We start from the raw sequence: 18,663 nt of genomic DNA on the forward strand, positions 1-18,663 counted from the left end.
CTTCGTCATGCTGGATAAAAATGGAATTGCGAGACGCATCGCTAAAGAAATTAAGGATGGTTATTATGTGAACCTGGGAATAGGAATACCTACCCTGGTCGCTAATTTTATCCCGCCGGGGATTAATGTGGTGCTGCAGTCTGAAAATGGTTTGTTAGGCATGGGACCTTTTCCTTTTGAAGGTGAAGAAGATGCAGACCTGATCAATGCCGGAAAGCAAACCATCACTACATTGCCGGGTTCCTCTTTTTTTGATTCTGCGATGAGTTTTGGAATGATCAGGAGCCAGAAAATAGACCTGACTATTCTAGGTGCGATGGAGGTGTCTGAAAATGGTGATATTGCCAATTGGAAGATACCGGGTAAAATGGTGAAGGGCATGGGTGGCGCGATGGACCTGGTGGCCTCAGCTAAAAATATTGTTGTGGCTATGCAACATATCAATAAGGCTGGTGAGAGCAAGCTCTTACCAAAATGTACATTACCTTTAACCGGTGTAAAATGTATCAGGAAAATTGTTACAGAACTTGCTGTGCTGGATGTTTTGCCTGAAGGAGGTTTTCATCTGCTGGAGCGGGCGCCTGGAGTGAGTGTCGACTTCATCAGGAATGCAACTTTAGGCAGATTAATTGCCGATGAAAATACGCCTGAAATGGAATTGAACTAATCCTCCTTGTTACAGTATTGTTTTTTTAAATCTGCAGCAATCTGTTCAGTTATCGCAATGATCTGTTCCGGTGAATCATCATTATTTGATACCACCTGATTGCAATTTTCTTTATAAGGTAAAAGGAATTCATTGTAAGAAGGCACTACATGGTTTTGCCATTTATAAAGCACATCATCTTCAGGATAACCGCGTTCCATTCCATCTCTCCTTACACGGCGGTTAAGGGCAACCGCTTCTTCCGCCTCAATAAAAATTTTATGATCTAATAAGCCGTAAATCTCTTCAAAATGGAGGATGAACAAACCTTCTACAATAATGATGGGGGCAGGATTGATTTGTAAGGTTTTAACGACGGCCAAGGGGTTGTTAAAATTATATTCTTTTTTATAAACCACTTCGCCTTTGATCAGCTTTGTGATATCCTCACAGAACTGCTCTTTATCGATGGTCGTTGGCAGGTCGAAATTATAAAGCTTATTTTCTTCCTGAGTCATTTCTCCCGCAGGAATATAGTAGTCATCTTGTGACACCAGCGTAACTTCATCATTTTTGAAGTGATGTAAAAAGCAATTCAAAAAGAATGTTTTACCAGAACCACTGCCACCTGCAATTCCAATAATAAATGGCTTATTGTTCATTGGTCTCTTGTCCGCTATACGTTAAATTACAGAAAAATCTTTTGTCTAAAGCACCCAGGGCATCAGCAACTGCTTGTGTCATCACTACGATAGCATCTTTAGTGGTCTGGTTTTCTGTAAACTTACCAACTACCTTAGCGAAGGTAGAACGGTTACTCATGGGGTTGGTGATTTTCATCACGGTTCCAATCGGTGCTGAACGATGCAAAACAAGCATTTTATTAGGATCGAGGTCCGGATCCATAATGGCAATGGCAGTACCTTTTTCATCGATCTGGTTTAAACCATATTTGCTGGGTGCATATCTTAAAGAAGGATCTTTAAGGGTAATGGTGTCCGACTCATTGTCAAAGGGGTTAATTTTTTTCTGACCATACTGACCTTTAATCAGCAATCGTTGTCCTACTCTTAAGGAACTGCTGCTGAGGTTGTTTTTAGCTTTCAATTGGTCGATTGTCATCTTATATCTTGTAGCGATGGAATAGATCGTTTCATTGGAGGCCACGGTATGAACAACCAGATCCTCATAAGCTGTATCTTGAGCAGGAGCAGGAGTTGGTGTAGATTTAGGTGTTTGTATTGGTGTTTGTTGAACCGGTTTATTAGTAATTGGTTTGTTAGTGATTGGTTGATTAGGATTTGGTACCGGAGTTGCAGGCCTAACCGGAGCACTGGATACCGTTGCGGGCACAGTGTCTTTTCTTACAATTGCAGGAACATTGACTGTGGTAGCCTCTACAGGCGAAGCAATGACCGGCATCTTCAAAACCTGGCCAATACTTAAATTAATGGAGTTTAATTTATTGATTCTTTTAATTTCATCAATGGTGGTGCCGTATTTTTTCGCAAGTATATTTAAGTTTTCTTTCTTCTGAACGATATGTTCTGTATAGCTTTCTTCTTGCGGTACCCCAGGTTGCTGGGTATTTATACCTGAGCCAGAAGGGATTTCTGTGAAAGATCGTTGGGTAGGCACTTTTATGATGACGCCAATATGCAGGAACTTGTTATCGTTATATACCATGACATCCTTCGGAAGTACATTGTATTTCCGGCTGATGGAATAATAGGTGTCTTGCTGGACTACCTTATGTAAAATTAACTTTTTTCCGTTAAGGTTTTCTACACCAATAGAGTCTAGCCTTACAGCAGCATCAGCAGATAAGTTAGTAAAAATAGCTAACAGTAATATAATGAAATATTTTTGCATTAATGATTTGTCAAAATAGTTTGGCAATATTACGAATAAAATTTAAGAGCTTAAATTCTGAATACAAAACGGGAATTTACAACAGGTATTGTACGCAATATCGTTTTTTTTAAAACCTTAACCAGGGACAGCTGTTTTTAATGTAAATACATTTAAAAAATCAAAAATATGGATGCGAAAGAAATTAGTTTGAATGAGAAAGAAGTGAAACCTATTGTGGATATGCTTAATGATTACCTTGCAAACTATCATATTCATTATCAGAAATTAAGGGGCTGTCACTGGAATATCAAAGGTCAAAACTTTTTTACCCTTCATGCTAAATTTGAAGAACTTTATACCAATGCACAAGTTACAATAGATGAAATTGCAGAACGTGTGCTTACCTTAGGGAAAGCACCTCATAGCAGGTTTGTAGATTATATAAAAGAATCTACTATTGAAGAAATTGATACCATTGGTATGAAAGATATGGAAATGGTGAACGCTATACTGAATGATATGTCGCAATTGATTGCATTGGAAAGGGAGTTGCTTCTTGCAACAGATGAAGCAGATGATGATGGTTCCAATGACATGGTTAACCGTTTCATGCAGTTCAAAGAAAAAAACATCTGGATGTTACGTTCGTTTGCGGATAAAAAATAGAATCCTATCCCACTGAGACCAAAAAACCATGCCTAGCGCATGGTTTTTTGTTTTATGACATTCGGCGTGCAGCATAAATTGTGAATTCTTTAATACCTTTGATTTTAATGGGATATAACAGTTTAGCAGCTTGTGTTGCTGATTTAGAAAAACATGGACATTTACTCCGCATTAAGGAAGAGGTAGATCCTTATTTAGAGATGGCCGCTATTCATTTGCGGGTATATGAAGAACAGGGACCTGCTATTTTCTTTGAAAAGGTAAAGGGAAGTAAGTTTCCGGCAGTCTCTAATTTATTCGGAACCCTGGAAAGGTCAAAGTTTATGTTCCGGGATAGTTTGGAAGGCGTGCAACAGTTAGTAAGCTTACGGTCAGACCCAATGAAGGCATTGAAAAATCCCCTCAAGTATGCTGGTTCTGGTCTAACGGCACTGTCAGCATTGCCATTAAAACAAAGTCTCTTCAAATCCACTTTCCAGAAAACCACCATTAGTGCCTTACCGCAAATCGTTAACTGGCCTATGGACGGTGGGCCTTTTATTACGATGCCGCAGGTATATACGGAAGATATTGATAAACCTGGCGTGATGAATAGTAATCTTGGCATGTACAGGATACAACTGGCAGGGAATGATTATGTGATGGATAAAGAGGTGGGTTTACATTACCAGATTCACCGGGGGATAGGTGTTCACCAATCCAAGGCCAATGCCAAAGGTCAACCTTTAAAGGTAAGTATTTTTGTTGGCGGTCCTCCTTCACATCCTTTGGCTGCCGTAATGCCCTTGCCTGAAGGATTGTCGGAATTGACTTTTGCCGGGGCTTTAGGAAACAGGCGCTTCCGTTATTTTTACGATGAAGAAGGTTTTTGTATATCTGCAGATGCCGACTTTGTCATCACTGGAACGGTTTATCCACATGATAATAAACCTGAAGGTCCTTTTGGGGATCATCTTGGTTATTATAGTTTAACCCATCCGTTTCCTTTAATGAAGGTCCATAATGTCTACCACAGGCAGGATGCCATCTGGTCGTTTACGGTTGTTGGGCGGCCTCCACAGGAAGATACCAGTTTCGGCGCCCTGATCCATGAAATTACCGGCGCTGCTATTCCTCAGGAAATCCACGGACTTAAAGAAGTTAATGCAGTAGATGCTGCTGGCGTACATCCCTTGTTATTTGCCATTGGCAGTGAAAGGTATACGCCGTTTTTGAAGGAACGGAGACCCCAGGAAATTCTCACCATCGCCAATCATATCTTAGGTAAGAACCAACTTAGCCTGGCAAAATACTTGTTTATAGCTGCCCGGGAGGATGATGAAAATTTAACCACGCATTCAATCGAGGGGTTTTTGCAACATGTGCTGGAACGCATTGATTTTACCCGTGACCTGCATTTTCATACGCAGACGACGATTGATACACTCGACTATAGCGGCGAAGGATTGAACAGTGGTTCTAAATTGGTATTGGCAGCAGCGGGTTCCCCTAAAAGGAAACTAATCCAAACATTACCTGATATGAAGCCCGGTGTAGCCTGTCATTTGGCCTTTCCTGGTGTGGTGACCGTTCAGGGTACAACCTACACGAGCGCTGAATCTGCGCAAGGCGAAATAGAAGCGTTAAAAGCCACTCTTCAATCCGTTAATCTTGAAGGTATTGCCCTTTTTGTACTCTGCGATGATGCTGCGTTTACTGCCGAAAATGTGAATAACCTGGTTTGGGTGACTTTTACAAGGAGTAATCCGGCGACTGATATCGAAGGTGTAGGAAGCTTTACTAAAGATAAACATTGGGGATGCACGGGGCCATTGATCATCGATGCCAGGAAAAAGCCACATCATGCACCTGAGTTAATCAAGGATCCCGAAGTAGAAAAAAGAATCGACAGATTTAAACTATAAATACGAAGTAATTGAAAACAAAAACCCCGGCTCTTTCTTAAAAGACCGGGGTTTTATATTAAAAGGAGATATGTTTAGAATCTTACACCAAAGGTTAAGAAAACATTGTTCTTATTTAATTTAACATCAGCAACTGGCTCAGAAAAATCATTTAAAACATAAGGACTGAAAGTATTATTAGTTTCAGAACGTTGGTAAGCCACATCAATATAATACTGGTTCACTCTGTAACCTAAACCACCACTGTAAAACTTTGTCTCAAACTTCTTGGTTTCATCATCTTTATAAGGGGTGCCATTTATACCAAAACCAGCTCTAAGGGTTAATTGATCGAACCTTAATTCCCCACCTACACGGTAATTGAAAGCATCAGTGTAAAAATCCTGTACATCCAGGTTGTTGTTGGATATGGTTGTAGGCTCGTAATTGTTCTCCGCATTAGTGAATCTAATCGATGAATAATCGATATAATCGACATCAGCGGTAATTAAGCCATTTTCACCAAGAATGACACTGGCACCCACTGAACCTTTATAAGGCGTTCTAAGGTTATATTGAAATACACTGTTTGAAGGATCATTGCTGAATAAAGTATTCGCATTAAACCTGGTATCCAACACTTCAGAATATACATCTTCTATATGCATCCACGTCGGTGTTTGAAAAGTGGCTCCGATTCTAAAGGAATTGATCGGTTTATAGATAATACCAATTTTTCCGTTTATTCCTGAACCATCCGTTGTTTGACTTTGTCTGTAAGAAAGATCATAGCTATCTCCGGCTACCGGATCACCTGGTTCAGGGTTGGCCTGTGGAAGCAGCGTTGATACCCCACCTTCAAGAAACTCAGAATCATATCCGTAGCGCACACTGATGATACCAACGGAAGCACCGATATAAAATTGGTTTGAAATATTCATGGCACCTGAGAAATTGAATTCAGAGGTAGAACCAAACCTTACCTGGTTATAAAACTGATCATTGTTTAAGGCTGTCGCAGGTTGGTAAACTCCGTTCTCACCTGTACCTACTTCATCAAGCAGAAAATTATCATAGGCCATTCTGCCTAGTGTACCCTCGGCGAGCTGCAAAGGCAAAGCCCCATAGGCGGTGGCATCTTCGGCGAAGAAGTCAGCGATAGAATTTTGTGAATTTCTACCCCCGAAAGAATAGTCTGCACCAAAATCATTGTTCCTGTTGTATCCTATTCCCCAAACAAAACTCAACAGACCTTTATTTACATCCGATCCTTTACGTTTCACCACAGGATTGTACCAAACTATACCTGCCTGGTTTAAATTCACTTTATCATGAGCGCTGGTGGTGCGCTGGCCCAAATAGTTGGAAATTGCTTCCGTATTGTTATATTCTGGCGTGAAACTAAACTCTGATCTGGTAAACATTCCCAGGCCGGCTGGGTTACCGCTAATCGAACTAATATCTCCACCTAAACTCATTTGTGCATTTCCCAATCCCTTGAAACGGGAGGAACTACCATAATTAGTTTGCGAGAATCTTAGGGCATCTCCAGCGTATTGCGCGTATATCGTTCCTGTACTAGCTACCATAGCTAATGCAAGCAAAGTCGTGAATTTTTTCATTCTGATTTTAGCCTAGTTAATTAGTTCCTTCCTCCACTTCTTTGGCTTCTGCCGCCACCGCCGCCGCCACTTTGTGTAGCTCCGCCACTACTTCTGGATGGGGGAGGATTATAGCTAGGTCTGTCATTTGTATTTGATCTGGTCTCTGGTCTGTAAGTGTCTCTTGTATTTGAACGGCTCGTCCTTCCGTTGGCAGAAGGATTTGCAGTAGTGTTGCCACGGCTCGGGTTGTACCTTTGTGCCCTGCTTCTATCGGTGGTGATGATACCATCGTTTTGTCTTGAATAACCAGTGCCATTTACTCTTCCACGGTCTGGTCTAGGTCCGTAATTTGTAGTTCCCTGCAAGCGATTTGCATAACCGCCGCCATAATAGCCACCATATAGTCCGCCCAGATAGCCGCCGCCATAATAAGAGTAAGGGCTCCAGGCATAATAAGGAGAATAAATTCCCCAGCCATAGTAAGGGCTATGCAGGTAATTATTATAGAAGGAATTTCCCCAGCCCCAGCCAAAGCTCATGGATAAGCCTGCACCGTACCATGGAGAAAATCCGTTATAGCCATAGTAATCATAATAAAATGGATCATAGTAGCCACGGAAAGGACTGCCATAATAGAATCTGTTGATACGGGAAGAGTAATCCATATCATAATAAGGATCACTTACTCCATAATCATCATCATAAGAGGAAGTATCTTTATATTGGGCAGATTGTTTCGGTGCAGGTGGCGTATATACTTGAGCCTGAGCTACGGAATTATACACGTCATCTGTACTATTATTTTCCTGTGCTAACCTCGGGGCAGAACAGGAAGCTAAAGCAACCGTACCTGCTGCCAGCAGACTAGTAAATAATCGAATCGGTTTCATGGTAAGTTATTTGTTTGTGTGTGTTACGATTTTTATAGGTATAAATTTATAGATTTGTGGCCTATAATACAACTAATTTAACACAAAAAACGTTCCACATAGTTATGAGCAAAGGTATTACAAGTAAAAACGACGATTATTCCCAGTGGTATAACGACATTGTTATAAAGGCCGACCTTGCAGATCACTCAGATGTAAGAGGATGTATGGTGATTAAGCCATATGGTTACTCCATTTGGGAGAAAATGCAAGCTATTTTAGATCAGAAATTCAAAGATACCGGACACAGTAATGCCTATTTCCCCCTCTTCATTCCAAAGTCATATTTCTCAAAGGAAGCTTCCCATGTTGAAGGTTTTGCAACGGAGTGCGCGGTAGTAACACATTACCGTCTTAAAAATGATGGTACAGGAAATATTATTGTTGATGAAACTGCCAAATTGGAAGAAGAACTGATCATCAGACCAACTTCCGAAACAATTATCTGGAATACCTATAGAGGCTGGATTCAGTCGTACAGAGATCTGCCCTTGCTAATTAACCAATGGGCAAATGTGGTGCGCTGGGAAATGCGCACACGCTTATTTTTAAGGACGACAGAATTTTTATGGCAAGAAGGGCATACGGCACATTCAACGGCTCAGGAGGCTATTGAAGAAACTGAACGTATGCTGGATGTATATGCTGACTTTGCAGAGAATTACATGGCTATGCCGGTAATTAAAGGTTTAAAGACAGCCAATGAACGTTTTGCGGGTGCTTTAGATACTTATTGCATTGAAGCCTTAATGCAGGACGGAAAAGCCCTGCAGGCTGGCACTTCGCATTTTCTCGGACAAAACTTTGCGAAAGCATTTGATGTTAAATTTACCAGCAAAGAGGGTAAAGTTGAACATGTCTGGGCTACTTCATGGGGTGTTTCTACCCGTTTAATTGGTGCCTTGATCATGGCCCACAGTGATGACGCCGGACTGGTTCTACCTCCGAAGCTTGCACCCATCCAGGTGGTGATTGTTCCAATCTACAAAAGTGAGGATGACCTTAAAAACATCACTGCTTTTGTGGATGAGTTAATGCCAAAGCTTAAACGCATGGGCATTTCGGTTAAATATGACGACCGTGATACCCAACGTCCGGGATTCAAATTTGCCGAATATGAATTAAAAGGTGTACCCATCCGTATGGCTATCGGTGGCAGGGACATGGAAAACAAAACGGTAGAGATTGCCAGAAGAGATACCCGTGAAAAATTTACGGTTATTCAGGACGGCCTGGAAATCTACATCCCTCAGCTTTTGGAAGATATTCAGAACAACATTTATAACAAGGCTTTAAACTTCAGAGCAGATCGTATTACTGAGGCAAATTCATACGATGAATTGAAAACGCTTTTAGATGGTAAAGGTGGATTTATTTCTGCACATTGGGATGGCACATCAGAAACTGAATTAAAAATAAAAGAAGAAACTAAGGCTACAATCAGATGTATTCCGTTAGATAATAAACAAGAAGAAGGTATTTGCATATATTCGGGAAAGCCTTCAACACAACGTGTATTGTTTGCCCGCGCTTATTAATTAATATAAAGCAGCTTGCTGTTTATTAAACATTTTTACTATGAAATTTGCAACAAAAGCTATTCATGCCGGTCAGTCACCAGATCCAAGTACAGGAGCAGTAATGACCCCCATTTATCAAACTTCTACCTACTGGCAAAAATCGCCGGGGGATAACCAAGGATTTGAATATTCGCGTGGTACTAATCCCACCAGGAAAGCGCTTGAAAGCTGTCTTGCTGCCTTAGAGAATGCTAAATACGGACTTGCCTTCTCCAGTGGAATGGGCGCTACAGATGCTGTTTTAAGGTTGTTAAGGCCTGGTGATGAAGTGATTACTGGTAATGACTTGTATGGCGGTTCATACCGTATTTTTACCAAGGTTTATGAGAATTATGGTATTAAGTTCCATTTCCTGGACTTATCAAATCCTGAGAACATTTTACCATATGTAAACGATAAAACAAAGTTAGTCTGGATCGAAACCCCTACCAACCCAACAATGCAGATTGTTGATATTGAAGGGGTCGCGAAAATAACAAAACAACACAATATTTTACTTGCAGTAGATAATACTTTTGCTTCACCATACCTACAAAATCCAATGGATTTAGGGGCGGATATCGTGATGCACTCGGTAACAAAATATATCGGCGGCCACTCTGATGTAGTGATGGGTGCTTTAATGGTAAATGACGACCAGTTATATAAAGATCTTTGGTTTGTATACAATGCCTGTGGTGCTACTCCAGGGCCACAAGATGCATTTTTAGTGTTAAGGGGAATTAAAACCCTGCACCTGAGAATGAAAGCACATTGTGAAAACGGTGAAAAGGTTGCTCATTTCCTGAAAAACCATCCTAAGATTGATAAAATCTACTGGCCAGGATTTGAAGATCACCCTAACCATGATATTGCCAAAAAACAAATGCGTGGTTTTGGTGGAATGGTTTCCATTACGTTGAAGGATGCTGACTTGGCTGAAACATACCGTATAGCTTCTTCCTTCAAAGTATTCACTTTGGCAGAGTCGCTGGGCGGGGTAGAATCATTGATCAACCACCCAACTTCCATGACTCATGGATCGATTCCTAAGGAAGAGCGTGAAAAAGTAGGCGTAACGGAAAACCTGCTTCGCCTGAGTGTAGGCGTTGAGGATATTGATGACTTATTAGCAGATTTGGAACAGGCACTTAAATAACCTTTCTTTTGGATTTTTTAGAACTTAAAGATTTTCTGGATTTTAAAGTTACCCAATACAACCGGCCCTCGTTTATCGAAAACGATCCGGTTTGTATTCCTCATCGGTTTTTGATTAAACAGGATATTGAAATTGCCGCATTTTTTGCGGCAATTTTAGCTTGGGGGCAACGAAAAACCATCATCAACAAGTGCACAGACTTGCTGCAAAGAATGGATAATGCGCCATACCAGTTTATGTTAAACCATAGCGATCAGGACCTCAAAGGTTTGCTTGGTTTCAAACACCGGACCTTTAACGATACAGACCTTTTATACTTCGTTGAATTCTTTAAAAACCACTACCAAAACGCTGCGAGTCTGGAAACCGCTTTTATTCCTCCGGGATTTTCACAAACTGGCGAATTCAGGGAAGAGTTTCTAACAGAACAACCATCATTATCGCAGGAAAAGCAATATGCTTCTTCGGCATGTTTTATCCAGGATTTATCCAGGCCACCGCTTGAAATTGAGCAATCACTTAATTATTTCAGGTCATATTTCTTCAGTTTACCGGATTTCCCATCCAGGACGATCAAACATGTGTCGTCTCCCTTGCAGAAGTCCACTTGTAAGCGCTTAAATATGTTTTTGAGGTGGATGGTTAGGAAAGATGATTGCGGCGTTGATTTCGGCCTCTGGCGTACCATTAAACCATCAGCTTTGATTTGCCCCTGTGATGTGCATGTAGACAGGGTAGCCCGCAAGCTTGAGCTGATTTCCAGGAAACAAACGGATTGGCAAACTGCACTTGAACTGACCACCGCGTTAAGGAAGTTTGATACTGAAGATCCTGTCAAATATGACTTTGCTTTATTTGGGCTGGGCGTAGAAGAGAAATTTTGATAAATTTATCTATTTATATTCCATGGTGAGTTTTAAAGCTGAAATAGAGAAGTTTGAGCAGATGGGAGAGAAGACTGGCTGGACTTATATTTTCGTCCCCCAGGTTATTGCCAATCAGATCAAACCAGACTGCCGAAAAAGCTTCAGGATAAAGGGTAATTTAGACCAGGTTCACGTGGAAGGGCTGTCGTTGGTGCCTATGGGTGGGGGCGACTTTATACTTGCCTTAAAATCCTCCTTAAGGAAGCAATTAAAAAAGAAGGAAGGGTCAGTGCTGCAGGTTGAATTGCAAGAGGACCTTGATTTTAAAATTGTGATGCCTCCTGAAATGGAGATGTGCCTGGAAGAAGAGCCTCATTTATTGAAGAACTTTTTGCGGATGCCTAAATCGCACCAGAACTATTACATCACCTGGTACAATTCTGCTAAAACGGAACCTACAAAGATCAAGCGGTTAACGATGCTCGTTAAAGCCATGGATCATCAAATGGATTTTGGAGAAATGCTCCGCAGTAGCAAGTCAGATAAACCTCAATAGCACAAGGAAGAAATCCGATGACAGCAGTTAAATTTTAAGGGAGTTAATTTTTTTTGTAATCCCTGAAAAAGCTACTGAATTTCATCTGAATGACGCCTAAAAAAGCTTCTCGGAATATTTTAGTACTCATTTTGGAAACACCTTCTGTACGGTCAGTAAAAATAATAGGGACTTCAACCACCTTAAAACCGTAACGGATGGCCGTAAATTTCATTTCTATCTGGAAGGCATAACCAACGAACTTAATTTTATCAAGCGGAATGGTTTCCAATACAATTCTGCGGTAACATTTAAAACCTGCAGTGGCATCCTGGATGTCAATCCTGGTGATCAAACGGACGTACATTGATGCAAAATACGACATCAACACCCGGCTCATTGGCCAGTTCACTACATTCACGCCATTTACATACCTTGAGCCAATGGCCACATCGGCACCATTCACACAGGCAGTTCTTAATTTAATCAAATCATCCGGATTATGCGAGAAATCCGCATCCATTTCAAATATGAATGCATAATTGTGATTTAAAGCCCACTTAAAGCCATGGATATAAGCCGTTCCCAGGCCCAATTTCCCTACCCGTTGTTCAATATGCAATCGACCGGAAAACTCGGTCTGCAAAGCCTTAACGATATCAGCAGTGCCATCGGGAGAACCGTCATCTATAATTAGAATTTCAAAAGAAAAATCAAGAGAAAACACCTTTCTGATGATCTTTTCTATATTTTCCTTTTCATTGTAGGTTGGGATGATAACTAAGCTGTCTGACACGTATGAAGGTTATGAATGTTTATAACGGTACGAAAGTATTCATTATTATTAAAAAACCCGCAGGATAGGAATCCTGCGGGTTAAATATTGTTAAATTTTAGTTAGGAGGTAGCAGTCATTGTTTTTTGTAACCATTTGGTCAGGAAGAACAAAATGATGGAAGCAATACCAGCCATGAATACAAATAACATGAAGAAATCATTCAGGTCATGCATTTGATACCCAGCAAAACTTGTCACTTTGGTTCCATCAGGATATAAAGCGCTCAATTTTCCGGCAAGTACATTGGACCCGGCATTCGCCAGAAACCATACAGCCATCAATAAGGAAGCAAATTTAACCGGTGATAACTTATTCACCAGGGATAAGCCAATCGGTGATAAACACAGTTCTCCCCAGGTGTGGAAAGCATACATCCCGATTAACCAGATCATACTCACTTTAATACCGGGACCAATATCTTTCACACCTACAGCAATCACAAAGTAACCTATTGCCAACAGCAATAAACCTAGGGCCATTTTAGTAGGAGCCGAGGGTTCTCTTTTCCCAAGTTTAATCCATAACCATGCAAAAATAGGGGCAAAGATGATGACGAAGATAGAGTTCAATGACTGGAACCAACTTGCAGGTACCGTAAAGAAGCCAAGATCACGCTGTGTTTGTTCTTCTGCAAAGAAGGTCAAAGAAGCACCGGCTTGTTCAAAAGCACTCCAGAAAAATACCACGAAAAATGCGACAATAAAGATCACGGAGATTTTCTTTTTCTCTACCACAGTCAGTTTCTTATCACCAAAGATCAAGAAGCCCATTCCTACCATTGCTAATATTAATAAATAGCTCAGGTAGCTGTACACCTTTGCATCGATATAAAGCATCCCTACACAAATCGCCACAAAAGCCGCTAGTGCAAGGTAAACGAACACGGGATTGGGTTTTTTAGCATCGGGATGCAGAGGAGACAAGCCTAGGGGTTGACCATCTGGATGGCGTACATATTTATCCTTTAGATAGATGAAAACGATCACACCAATGGCCATTGCAATAGATGCACAAAGGAACGCCCATTTAAAGTCTGCAGGATCTCCCGTATCACCAAAATAACCGCAGATAAATGGCCCTAAAGCACCACCAACGTTGATCCCCATGTAGAAAATGGTATAAGCTGAATCAATTCTTCTGTCGCCTGGCGCATATAACTGTCCGACCATGGAAGAAATGTTTGGCTTAAAAAAACCGTTTCCGGCAATCATTAAACCTAAACCAGTAAAAAAGAGAAAGGCAGAGAGCTGTAAATTGGTTTGATACATGGAAGCACAGGCAAACATGATCAAGTTACCCAACGACATTAATACACCGCCTGTGATAATGGACCTGCGGTTTCCCCAAAACCTGTCGGCAACAAAACCACCAATTAATGGCGTTAAATAAACCAGACCTGTATAACTACCATAAAGATTGGAAGCAAAAGCTTTATCGAAAAGCAAAGCTTTAGTCATAAAGAGAACTAAAATGGCTCGCATGCCATAGTAGTTGAAACGTTCCCACATTTCGGTGGCAAACAAAACATATAATCCTTTAGGGTGTCCCTTCGAAGAAGCGTCTAGCTCTTCCGGCTTAAGGATTTCAGATTGATCCATATAAATTTATATTATGTATTGATGTTTAAATTATGCGTGTTTGTTAATAATCCCCCTCAACCATTTTAACATGGCAAATATCACCAGTCCGGCTAAAATACAGGCAATACAATTGACCCAGAAGAAGTTTGCTTTTTGTTCATAAGTATCCCATAAAGAGGCTAATACGCCGGAGAGCTTATTACCAATGGACGTAGCCAGAAACCAGCCACCCATCATTAACGAAGTCAAGCGAGCAGGAGCTACTTTTGATACCAGTGAAAGGCCAATTGGAGAAAGGAACAGCTCGCCAATGGTAATTACTGCATAAGAAGCGATCAGCCACCATGCTGAAGATTTCTCCATCGTAATATCTGTCGAATAGATGGCGAAGGCCATGATCGAAGTGGATAACCCGGTGATCAACAAACCATAACCTATTTTTGCAGGTGTAGATGGTTCCTTGCCTCTTCTTCGCAGAAAACTGAAAAATGAAATGACCACTGGCGTCAGTAATATGATAAAGAAAGGATTTACAGATTGAAAAATTTCTGTAGAAATTAATTTTATAGGTTCCTTCTCCTCGGGCCAATCTGCTTTCGGCAGATTTTGGAAATACGGGTCAGGAGCGACTTCCATTATATTTTCGCCATTATCATCCTTTATGATTTTAAAAAAAGGATCATATTTAGGAAAGCTATCCGGTGCAGTGGTTAATTCCATCACCATCCCAAAAGGCTGTACAAAACTTGCTGTTTGATCATTGATCTGGCGGTCGGTATAGGTATCAGCATAATTAGTTAAAGCGGAAGAATTTTGCTTAAACACAGCCCAAAACACCACTACCACAGCGAAAATAGCCAGAAGGGCACCGATACGGGATTTATCTTCTTTATTAGATTTAACCAGGAGGTTGATATAAAAAGAGATCACCGGGATACAGGCAACGATAAATGCATCGGTAGAGTCTGAACCGAAAATATTACCCGGAATAAACCAGCCTATAATTCCAAAAACAAACATAGGAACGATGACCAGCCACATTACTTTACTAACTGACATGTCTTCAGGGTTGGCAGGTTTCATTACATCAGCATGCTTAATGTGCTTAGAACCAGCAATAAACCAGACAATACCTAGTAACATTCCAACGCCGGCAGCGCCAAAAGCATAACCCCATCCATATTCATTACGCATATAGGCCGCAACGAAATTACAGATGAAGGCCCCCAGGTTGATCCCCATGTAGAAGATGTTGTAACCTGAATCTTTCAGTGATTTGTTTTCCGTTGAGGAATATAAATTACCTAATAGGGTGGATATGTTGGGCTTAAAAAATCCGTTACCGATCACAATCAATATCACGGCAATCCAAAACATTTCAATGGAAGGGAACGCGAGGCAAAAATAGCCTGCAGACATGAGGACTCCACCCAGAATGATCGACTTTCGATAACCCAATATCCTGTCGGCAATTAAACCACCAATAAAGGGGGTTAAATAAACCAGCCCTAAATAAGTTCCAACGATATCTGCAGCTTCTTTGTTATCAAAGCCAAATCCGCCTTTAGGGTCCTTTAAGTAAAGCAGAAGGATGCCGAGCATTAAATAGTAACCGAAACGTTCCCACATCTCGGTAAAAAATAAAACGGGCAAGCCTTTGGGATGCCTCGCTTTGTTCGATTCAGTCATCAATTAGTTAGTTTGCGTGTATTGTCAAAGTTATGTAACCGCGCAAGTTACTTATCGGTGAGCAAAGTATCAAATTTTTTCTATCACCATCGCACTCGCACCACCACCGCCGTTACAAATACCCGCAACGCCAATCTTTCCACCATTCTGCGACAGTACAGAAAGTAAGGTTACCAGGATCCTCGCGCCAGATGCACCTAGGGGATGACCTAAAGCAACTGCTCCGCCATTTAGGTTAACCTTTTCATTATCAATATTTAATAGTTTATTGTTTGCTAAGGAAACCACAGAAAACGCCTCGTTTATTTCAAAATAATCCACGTCTTTGATGTCTATGCCAGCTCTGTTCAAGGCTAAAGGGATAGCTTTTGCCGGAGCCGTAGTAAACCATTCTGGTTCTTGTTGCGCATCGGCGTAGGCAATAATTCGGGCCAAGGGTGTTAAGCCTAATTCAGCGGCCTTGTCAGCACTCATTAATACCAATGCTGCGGCACCATCATTCAGTGTTGAAGCATTTGCTGCGGTAACCGTTCCATCTTTCTTAAACACAGGCTTTAAACCAACAATTTTATCAAACTTAACCGTGGCAGGTTCATCATCGACACTGATTAAAGTAACTATACCTTTTCGATCAGTCGACTCCACAGGAACTATTTCCTCCTTAAACTTACCGTTCTGCTGGGCATGCTGCGCTCTTTTATAAGAAGAAATGGCATGGGCATCCTGATCCTCTCTGCTGATGTTACAGGTTGCTGCACAAAGTTCCGCTGCAGAACCCATGTGGTAATCATTGTAAACATCCCACAATCCATCCTTCAATAGACCATCCGTTATTTCGCCATTTCCTAAACGGTAACCTGTACGTGCCTTAGCCAGGTAATAAGGAACATTGCTCATGCTTTCCATGCCGCCGGCTACAACAATATCATTTTCACCTAAAGCGATACTTTGTGCAGCAAACATAATGGCTTTAGTACCAGAGGCACATACTTTGTTAACTGTGGTAGCTGGTATATCTGGAAGCCCTGCGTATTTTGCAGCCTGGGTTGCTGGCGCCTGCCCCAGGTTGGCAGACAAAACATTACCCATATATAATTCCTGAACCTGTTCAGGCTTGATTCCTGCTTTTTCAATGGCTGCTTTTATGGCAATACCGCCTAATTGTGTGGCTGAAAAGCCAGCCAGAGAGCCACCAAAACTACCTATCGGAGTTCGGAGTGCTGAAATGATCACTACTTCTTTCATCGTACTTTATTTGTTTTTCACTGGTTTCAATTGTTGATTTATGATTTGGTTGAAACAAAGTTAAAGAAGATTATGCGAAGACGGCTATGCTATATTTTCCTTTACATTACTTCTTTTTTTGTCATTCCTTTTCACTAATTTAAAGTAATATTCCTTTATTCAAATAAATAAACAAACAGGTCGAGGTGTGGTTGCTTCATAACTGCCCAAATAATGTCTGATTCGAAACCTTAAAAGGTAGACAATTGGTTTTCACAACATTGAATAACAAACTAAATATTGATGAAAATGACAGGGCGTTGAATGAACTAAGCATCTGTGCTGTACCTACGTTTATACACAAAAAGGTAGATACACCGTACATCCATGGTAGATCCACCCTAGATCCAATATCAACTTACCATCACTTCATTACCACTAGAATTGTAGTCATATGAAAAAGCTTTTAATGTTAATGACAGGACTAATGTGCAGTTATTATGCCTTTAGTCAGGATGGCGGGAAGTTTAATGGATTAGACATGAATTTAGGCAATCTTTCCCGCTTATCGGATGCTAAAACAAGGTCTATTAGTCCTGAGAATTTTACTGGAGAAAAGGGGAAAGGTGGAATGGCAGACCCGGTAAAGAGTAAAGGCCAAAGGAATGTCGCGAATGCAGCAAACGAGGCAAGGGATTTGGGCATAGGATGGAAGGTCAATCCATTTATCATTGTTAACAGTGGTGAAACGATTACCATTGCAGAAATGGAAGGGCCGGGAGCCATTCAGCAAATCTGGATGACGCCAACGGGAAACTGGCAGTTCTCCATTTTGCGTTTTTATTGGGATGATGAAACAGAACCCTCTATAGAAGCACCCGTTGGCGCATTTTTTGGGATGGGATGGGGCGAATATGCCCACTTAAATTCTTTGGCAGTGAGCGTGAACCCGGGCAGCGCCTTTAACTGTTATTGGAAAATGCCCTTCCGGAAAAAGTGCAAAATCACTATTGAAAATATAAACAGTAAGGAGCCGATGAGGCTCTATTACCAGGTCAATTATACTTTGACTTCTGTGCCGGATGATGAGGCTTATTTTCATGCGCAATACCGAAGGTCAAATCCTAATACAACTTCTTTACATACGATCATTGATGGCATAAAAGGTAAAGGTCATTATGTAGGGACTTATATGGGGATCGGCGTAAACAACAATGGCTGGTGGGGCGAAGGGGAAATTAAATTCTTTATGGACGGAGACAAAACGTTTCCTACAGTAGCAGGTACTGGAACTGAAGATTATTTCCTTGGTTCGTATAACTTTGACCGCGAAGGCAAATATACCTTATACAGTACCCCTTATGCTGGTTTGCATCAGATCGTCCGCCCTGATGGTAATTACAAGGCACAGCAAAGATTTGGTATGTACAGGTGGCATATCATGGACCCGGTACGTTTTGATAAAGATTTGCGGATTACCATTCAGGATTTGGGCTGGCGGGACGCAGGAAGGTACCTCCCTCAAAAATCTGATATCATCACCGTGGCATACTGGTACCAGCAGGAACCGCATGCAAGGTTTCCGAAGTTGCCTGCAAAAGATGACCTGGAGGTTTACTAAATAAAAACCG

General features: G+C 41.2%; 16 protein-coding genes. 8 read left to right on the plus strand and 8 right to left on the minus strand.

The annotated features are described in order from the left end of the window. The first annotated feature begins 7 nt into the window (after positions 1–7). Positions 8–667 (plus strand): CoA transferase subunit B, encoded by a 660-nt coding sequence (locus tag WG905_RS13490; protein ID WP_339592258.1) that lies wholly within the window; start codon positions 8–10, stop codon positions 665–667. Here the strand turns inward: WG905_RS13490 and WG905_RS13495 are convergent. Both WG905_RS13495 and WG905_RS13500 read right to left on the minus strand, forming a co-directional pair. Then, positions 664–1,308: a uridine kinase family protein gene (locus tag WG905_RS13495; protein ID WP_339592259.1), complete on the minus strand. Its 645-nt coding sequence runs from the start codon at positions 1,306–1,308 to the stop codon at positions 664–666. The two genes, WG905_RS13490 and WG905_RS13495, sit on opposite strands and share 4 nt — an antisense overlap. Next, entirely contained in the window at positions 1,298–2,518 is a 1,221-nt protein-coding gene (locus WG905_RS13500; protein WP_339592260.1) for a LysM peptidoglycan-binding domain-containing protein, read from the minus strand. Before WG905_RS13500 ends, WG905_RS13495 begins: the two co-directional genes overlap by 11 nt. A 168-nt stretch (positions 2,519–2,686) precedes the next feature. On the opposite strand from WG905_RS13500, the gene WG905_RS13505 reads away from it, so the two are divergent. Both WG905_RS13505 and WG905_RS13510 read left to right on the plus strand, forming a co-directional pair. Next, complete coding sequence (locus tag WG905_RS13505; RefSeq protein WP_339592261.1) at positions 2,687–3,166, plus strand: Dps family protein; 480 nt, start codon at positions 2,687–2,689, stop codon at positions 3,164–3,166. A 107-nt stretch (positions 3,167–3,273) separates the two neighbouring features. Then, the gene (locus WG905_RS13510; RefSeq protein ID WP_339592262.1) at positions 3,274–5,070 is read left to right on the plus strand and encodes a UbiD family decarboxylase; all 1,797 of its coding nucleotides are present in this window, start codon (positions 3,274–3,276) and stop codon (positions 5,068–5,070) included. A 74-nt stretch (positions 5,071–5,144) separates the two neighbouring features. On the opposite strand, the gene WG905_RS13515 is transcribed toward WG905_RS13510, so the two are convergent. Beyond that, positions 5,145–6,671, minus strand: coding sequence for an OmpP1/FadL family transporter (locus tag WG905_RS13515; protein ID WP_339592263.1), 1,527 nt, complete (start codon positions 6,669–6,671; stop codon positions 5,145–5,147). 20 nt (positions 6,672–6,691) lie between these two features. Then, on the minus strand, positions 6,692–7,543 hold the full coding sequence (locus WG905_RS13520) for a hypothetical protein (protein ID WP_339592264.1): 852 nt from the start codon (positions 7,541–7,543) through the stop codon (positions 6,692–6,694). A gap of 104 nt (positions 7,544–7,647) precedes the next feature. Between WG905_RS13520 and proS the strand changes: the two genes are divergently transcribed. The 4 genes from proS to WG905_RS13540 are packed head-to-tail and all read left to right on the plus strand — an operon-like array spanning position 7,648 to position 11,722. Next, a complete protein-coding gene (gene proS / locus WG905_RS13525) occupies positions 7,648–9,120 on the plus strand; it encodes a proline--tRNA ligase (protein ID WP_339592265.1) in 1,473 nt (490 codons plus the stop codon). Positions 9,121–9,160: 40 nt separating this feature from the next. Then, positions 9,161–10,300 (plus strand): cystathionine gamma-synthase, encoded by a 1,140-nt coding sequence (locus WG905_RS13530; RefSeq protein WP_339592266.1) that lies wholly within the window; start codon positions 9,161–9,163, stop codon positions 10,298–10,300. An 8-nt stretch (positions 10,301–10,308) separates the two neighbouring features. Next, entirely contained in the window at positions 10,309–11,184 is an 876-nt protein-coding gene (locus tag WG905_RS13535; protein ID WP_339592267.1) for a TIGR02757 family protein, read from the plus strand. Between the two features lie 22 nt (positions 11,185–11,206). Continuing rightward, positions 11,207–11,722 carry a YdeI/OmpD-associated family protein gene (locus WG905_RS13540; RefSeq protein ID WP_339592268.1) on the plus strand — a complete coding sequence of 172 codons (516 nt, stop codon included), beginning with the start codon at positions 11,207–11,209 and terminating at the stop codon, positions 11,720–11,722. 43 nt (positions 11,723–11,765) lie between these two features. Here the strand turns inward: WG905_RS13540 and WG905_RS13545 are convergent, their stop codons facing one another. The 4 genes from WG905_RS13545 to WG905_RS13560 all read right to left on the minus strand — a co-directional run bounded on the left by WG905_RS13545 (position 11,766) and on the right by WG905_RS13560 (position 17,053). Beyond that, positions 11,766–12,497: a polyprenol monophosphomannose synthase gene (locus WG905_RS13545; protein WP_339592269.1), complete on the minus strand. Its 732-nt coding sequence runs from the start codon at positions 12,495–12,497 to the stop codon at positions 11,766–11,768. Positions 12,498–12,598: 101 nt separating this feature from the next. Continuing rightward, complete coding sequence (locus WG905_RS13550) at positions 12,599–14,137, minus strand: peptide MFS transporter (RefSeq protein WP_339592270.1); 1,539 nt, start codon at positions 14,135–14,137, stop codon at positions 12,599–12,601. Between the two features lie 30 nt (positions 14,138–14,167). Then, complete coding sequence (locus tag WG905_RS13555; protein ID WP_339592271.1) at positions 14,168–15,808, minus strand: peptide MFS transporter; 1,641 nt, start codon at positions 15,806–15,808, stop codon at positions 14,168–14,170. Between the two features lie 69 nt (positions 15,809–15,877). Continuing rightward, positions 15,878–17,053: an acetyl-CoA C-acyltransferase gene (locus tag WG905_RS13560; RefSeq protein ID WP_339592272.1), complete on the minus strand. Its 1,176-nt coding sequence runs from the start codon at positions 17,051–17,053 to the stop codon at positions 15,878–15,880. A 433-nt stretch (positions 17,054–17,486) separates the two neighbouring features. Between WG905_RS13560 and WG905_RS13565 the strand changes: the two genes are divergently transcribed. Next, positions 17,487–18,653: a glycoside hydrolase family 172 protein gene (locus tag WG905_RS13565; RefSeq protein ID WP_339592273.1), complete on the plus strand. Its 1,167-nt coding sequence runs from the start codon at positions 17,487–17,489 to the stop codon at positions 18,651–18,653. Positions 18,654–18,663: the final 10 nt, after the last annotated feature.

The organism is Pedobacter immunditicola (genome assembly GCF_037482985.1).
Classification (GTDB): Bacteria; Bacteroidota; Bacteroidia; order Sphingobacteriales; family Sphingobacteriaceae; genus Pedobacter; species Pedobacter immunditicola.

Excerpts from the sequence above, each read along its gene's own strand:
- WG905_RS13565 (WP_339592273.1), top strand. The coding sequence starts at position 17,487 with ATGAAAAAGCTTTTAATGTTAATGACAGGACTAATGTGCAGTTATTAT.
- WG905_RS13510 (WP_339592262.1), top strand. The coding sequence starts at position 3,274 with ATGGGATATAACAGTTTAGCAGCTTGTGTTGCTGATTTAGAAAAACAT.
- WG905_RS13560 (WP_339592272.1), bottom strand. The coding sequence starts at position 17,053 with ATGAAAGAAGTAGTGATCATTTCAGCACTCCGAACTCCGATAGGTAGT.
- proS (WP_339592265.1), top strand. The coding sequence starts at position 7,648 with ATGAGCAAAGGTATTACAAGTAAAAACGACGATTATTCCCAGTGGTAT.
- WG905_RS13555 (WP_339592271.1), bottom strand. The coding sequence starts at position 15,808 with ATGACTGAATCGAACAAAGCGAGGCATCCCAAAGGCTTGCCCGTTTTA.
- WG905_RS13495 (WP_339592259.1), bottom strand. The coding sequence starts at position 1,308 with ATGAACAATAAGCCATTTATTATTGGAATTGCAGGTGGCAGTGGTTCT.
- WG905_RS13550 (WP_339592270.1), bottom strand. The coding sequence starts at position 14,137 with ATGGATCAATCTGAAATCCTTAAGCCGGAAGAGCTAGACGCTTCTTCG.
- WG905_RS13515 (WP_339592263.1), bottom strand. The coding sequence starts at position 6,671 with ATGAAAAAATTCACGACTTTGCTTGCATTAGCTATGGTAGCTAGTACA.
- WG905_RS13505 (WP_339592261.1), top strand. The coding sequence starts at position 2,687 with ATGGATGCGAAAGAAATTAGTTTGAATGAGAAAGAAGTGAAACCTATT.
- WG905_RS13540 (WP_339592268.1), top strand. The coding sequence starts at position 11,207 with ATGGTGAGTTTTAAAGCTGAAATAGAGAAGTTTGAGCAGATGGGAGAG.
- WG905_RS13520 (WP_339592264.1), bottom strand. The coding sequence starts at position 7,543 with ATGAAACCGATTCGATTATTTACTAGTCTGCTGGCAGCAGGTACGGTT.
- WG905_RS13530 (WP_339592266.1), top strand. The coding sequence starts at position 9,161 with ATGAAATTTGCAACAAAAGCTATTCATGCCGGTCAGTCACCAGATCCA.
- WG905_RS13500 (WP_339592260.1), bottom strand. The coding sequence starts at position 2,518 with ATGCAAAAATATTTCATTATATTACTGTTAGCTATTTTTACTAACTTA.
- WG905_RS13490 (WP_339592258.1), top strand. The coding sequence starts at position 8 with ATGCTGGATAAAAATGGAATTGCGAGACGCATCGCTAAAGAAATTAAG.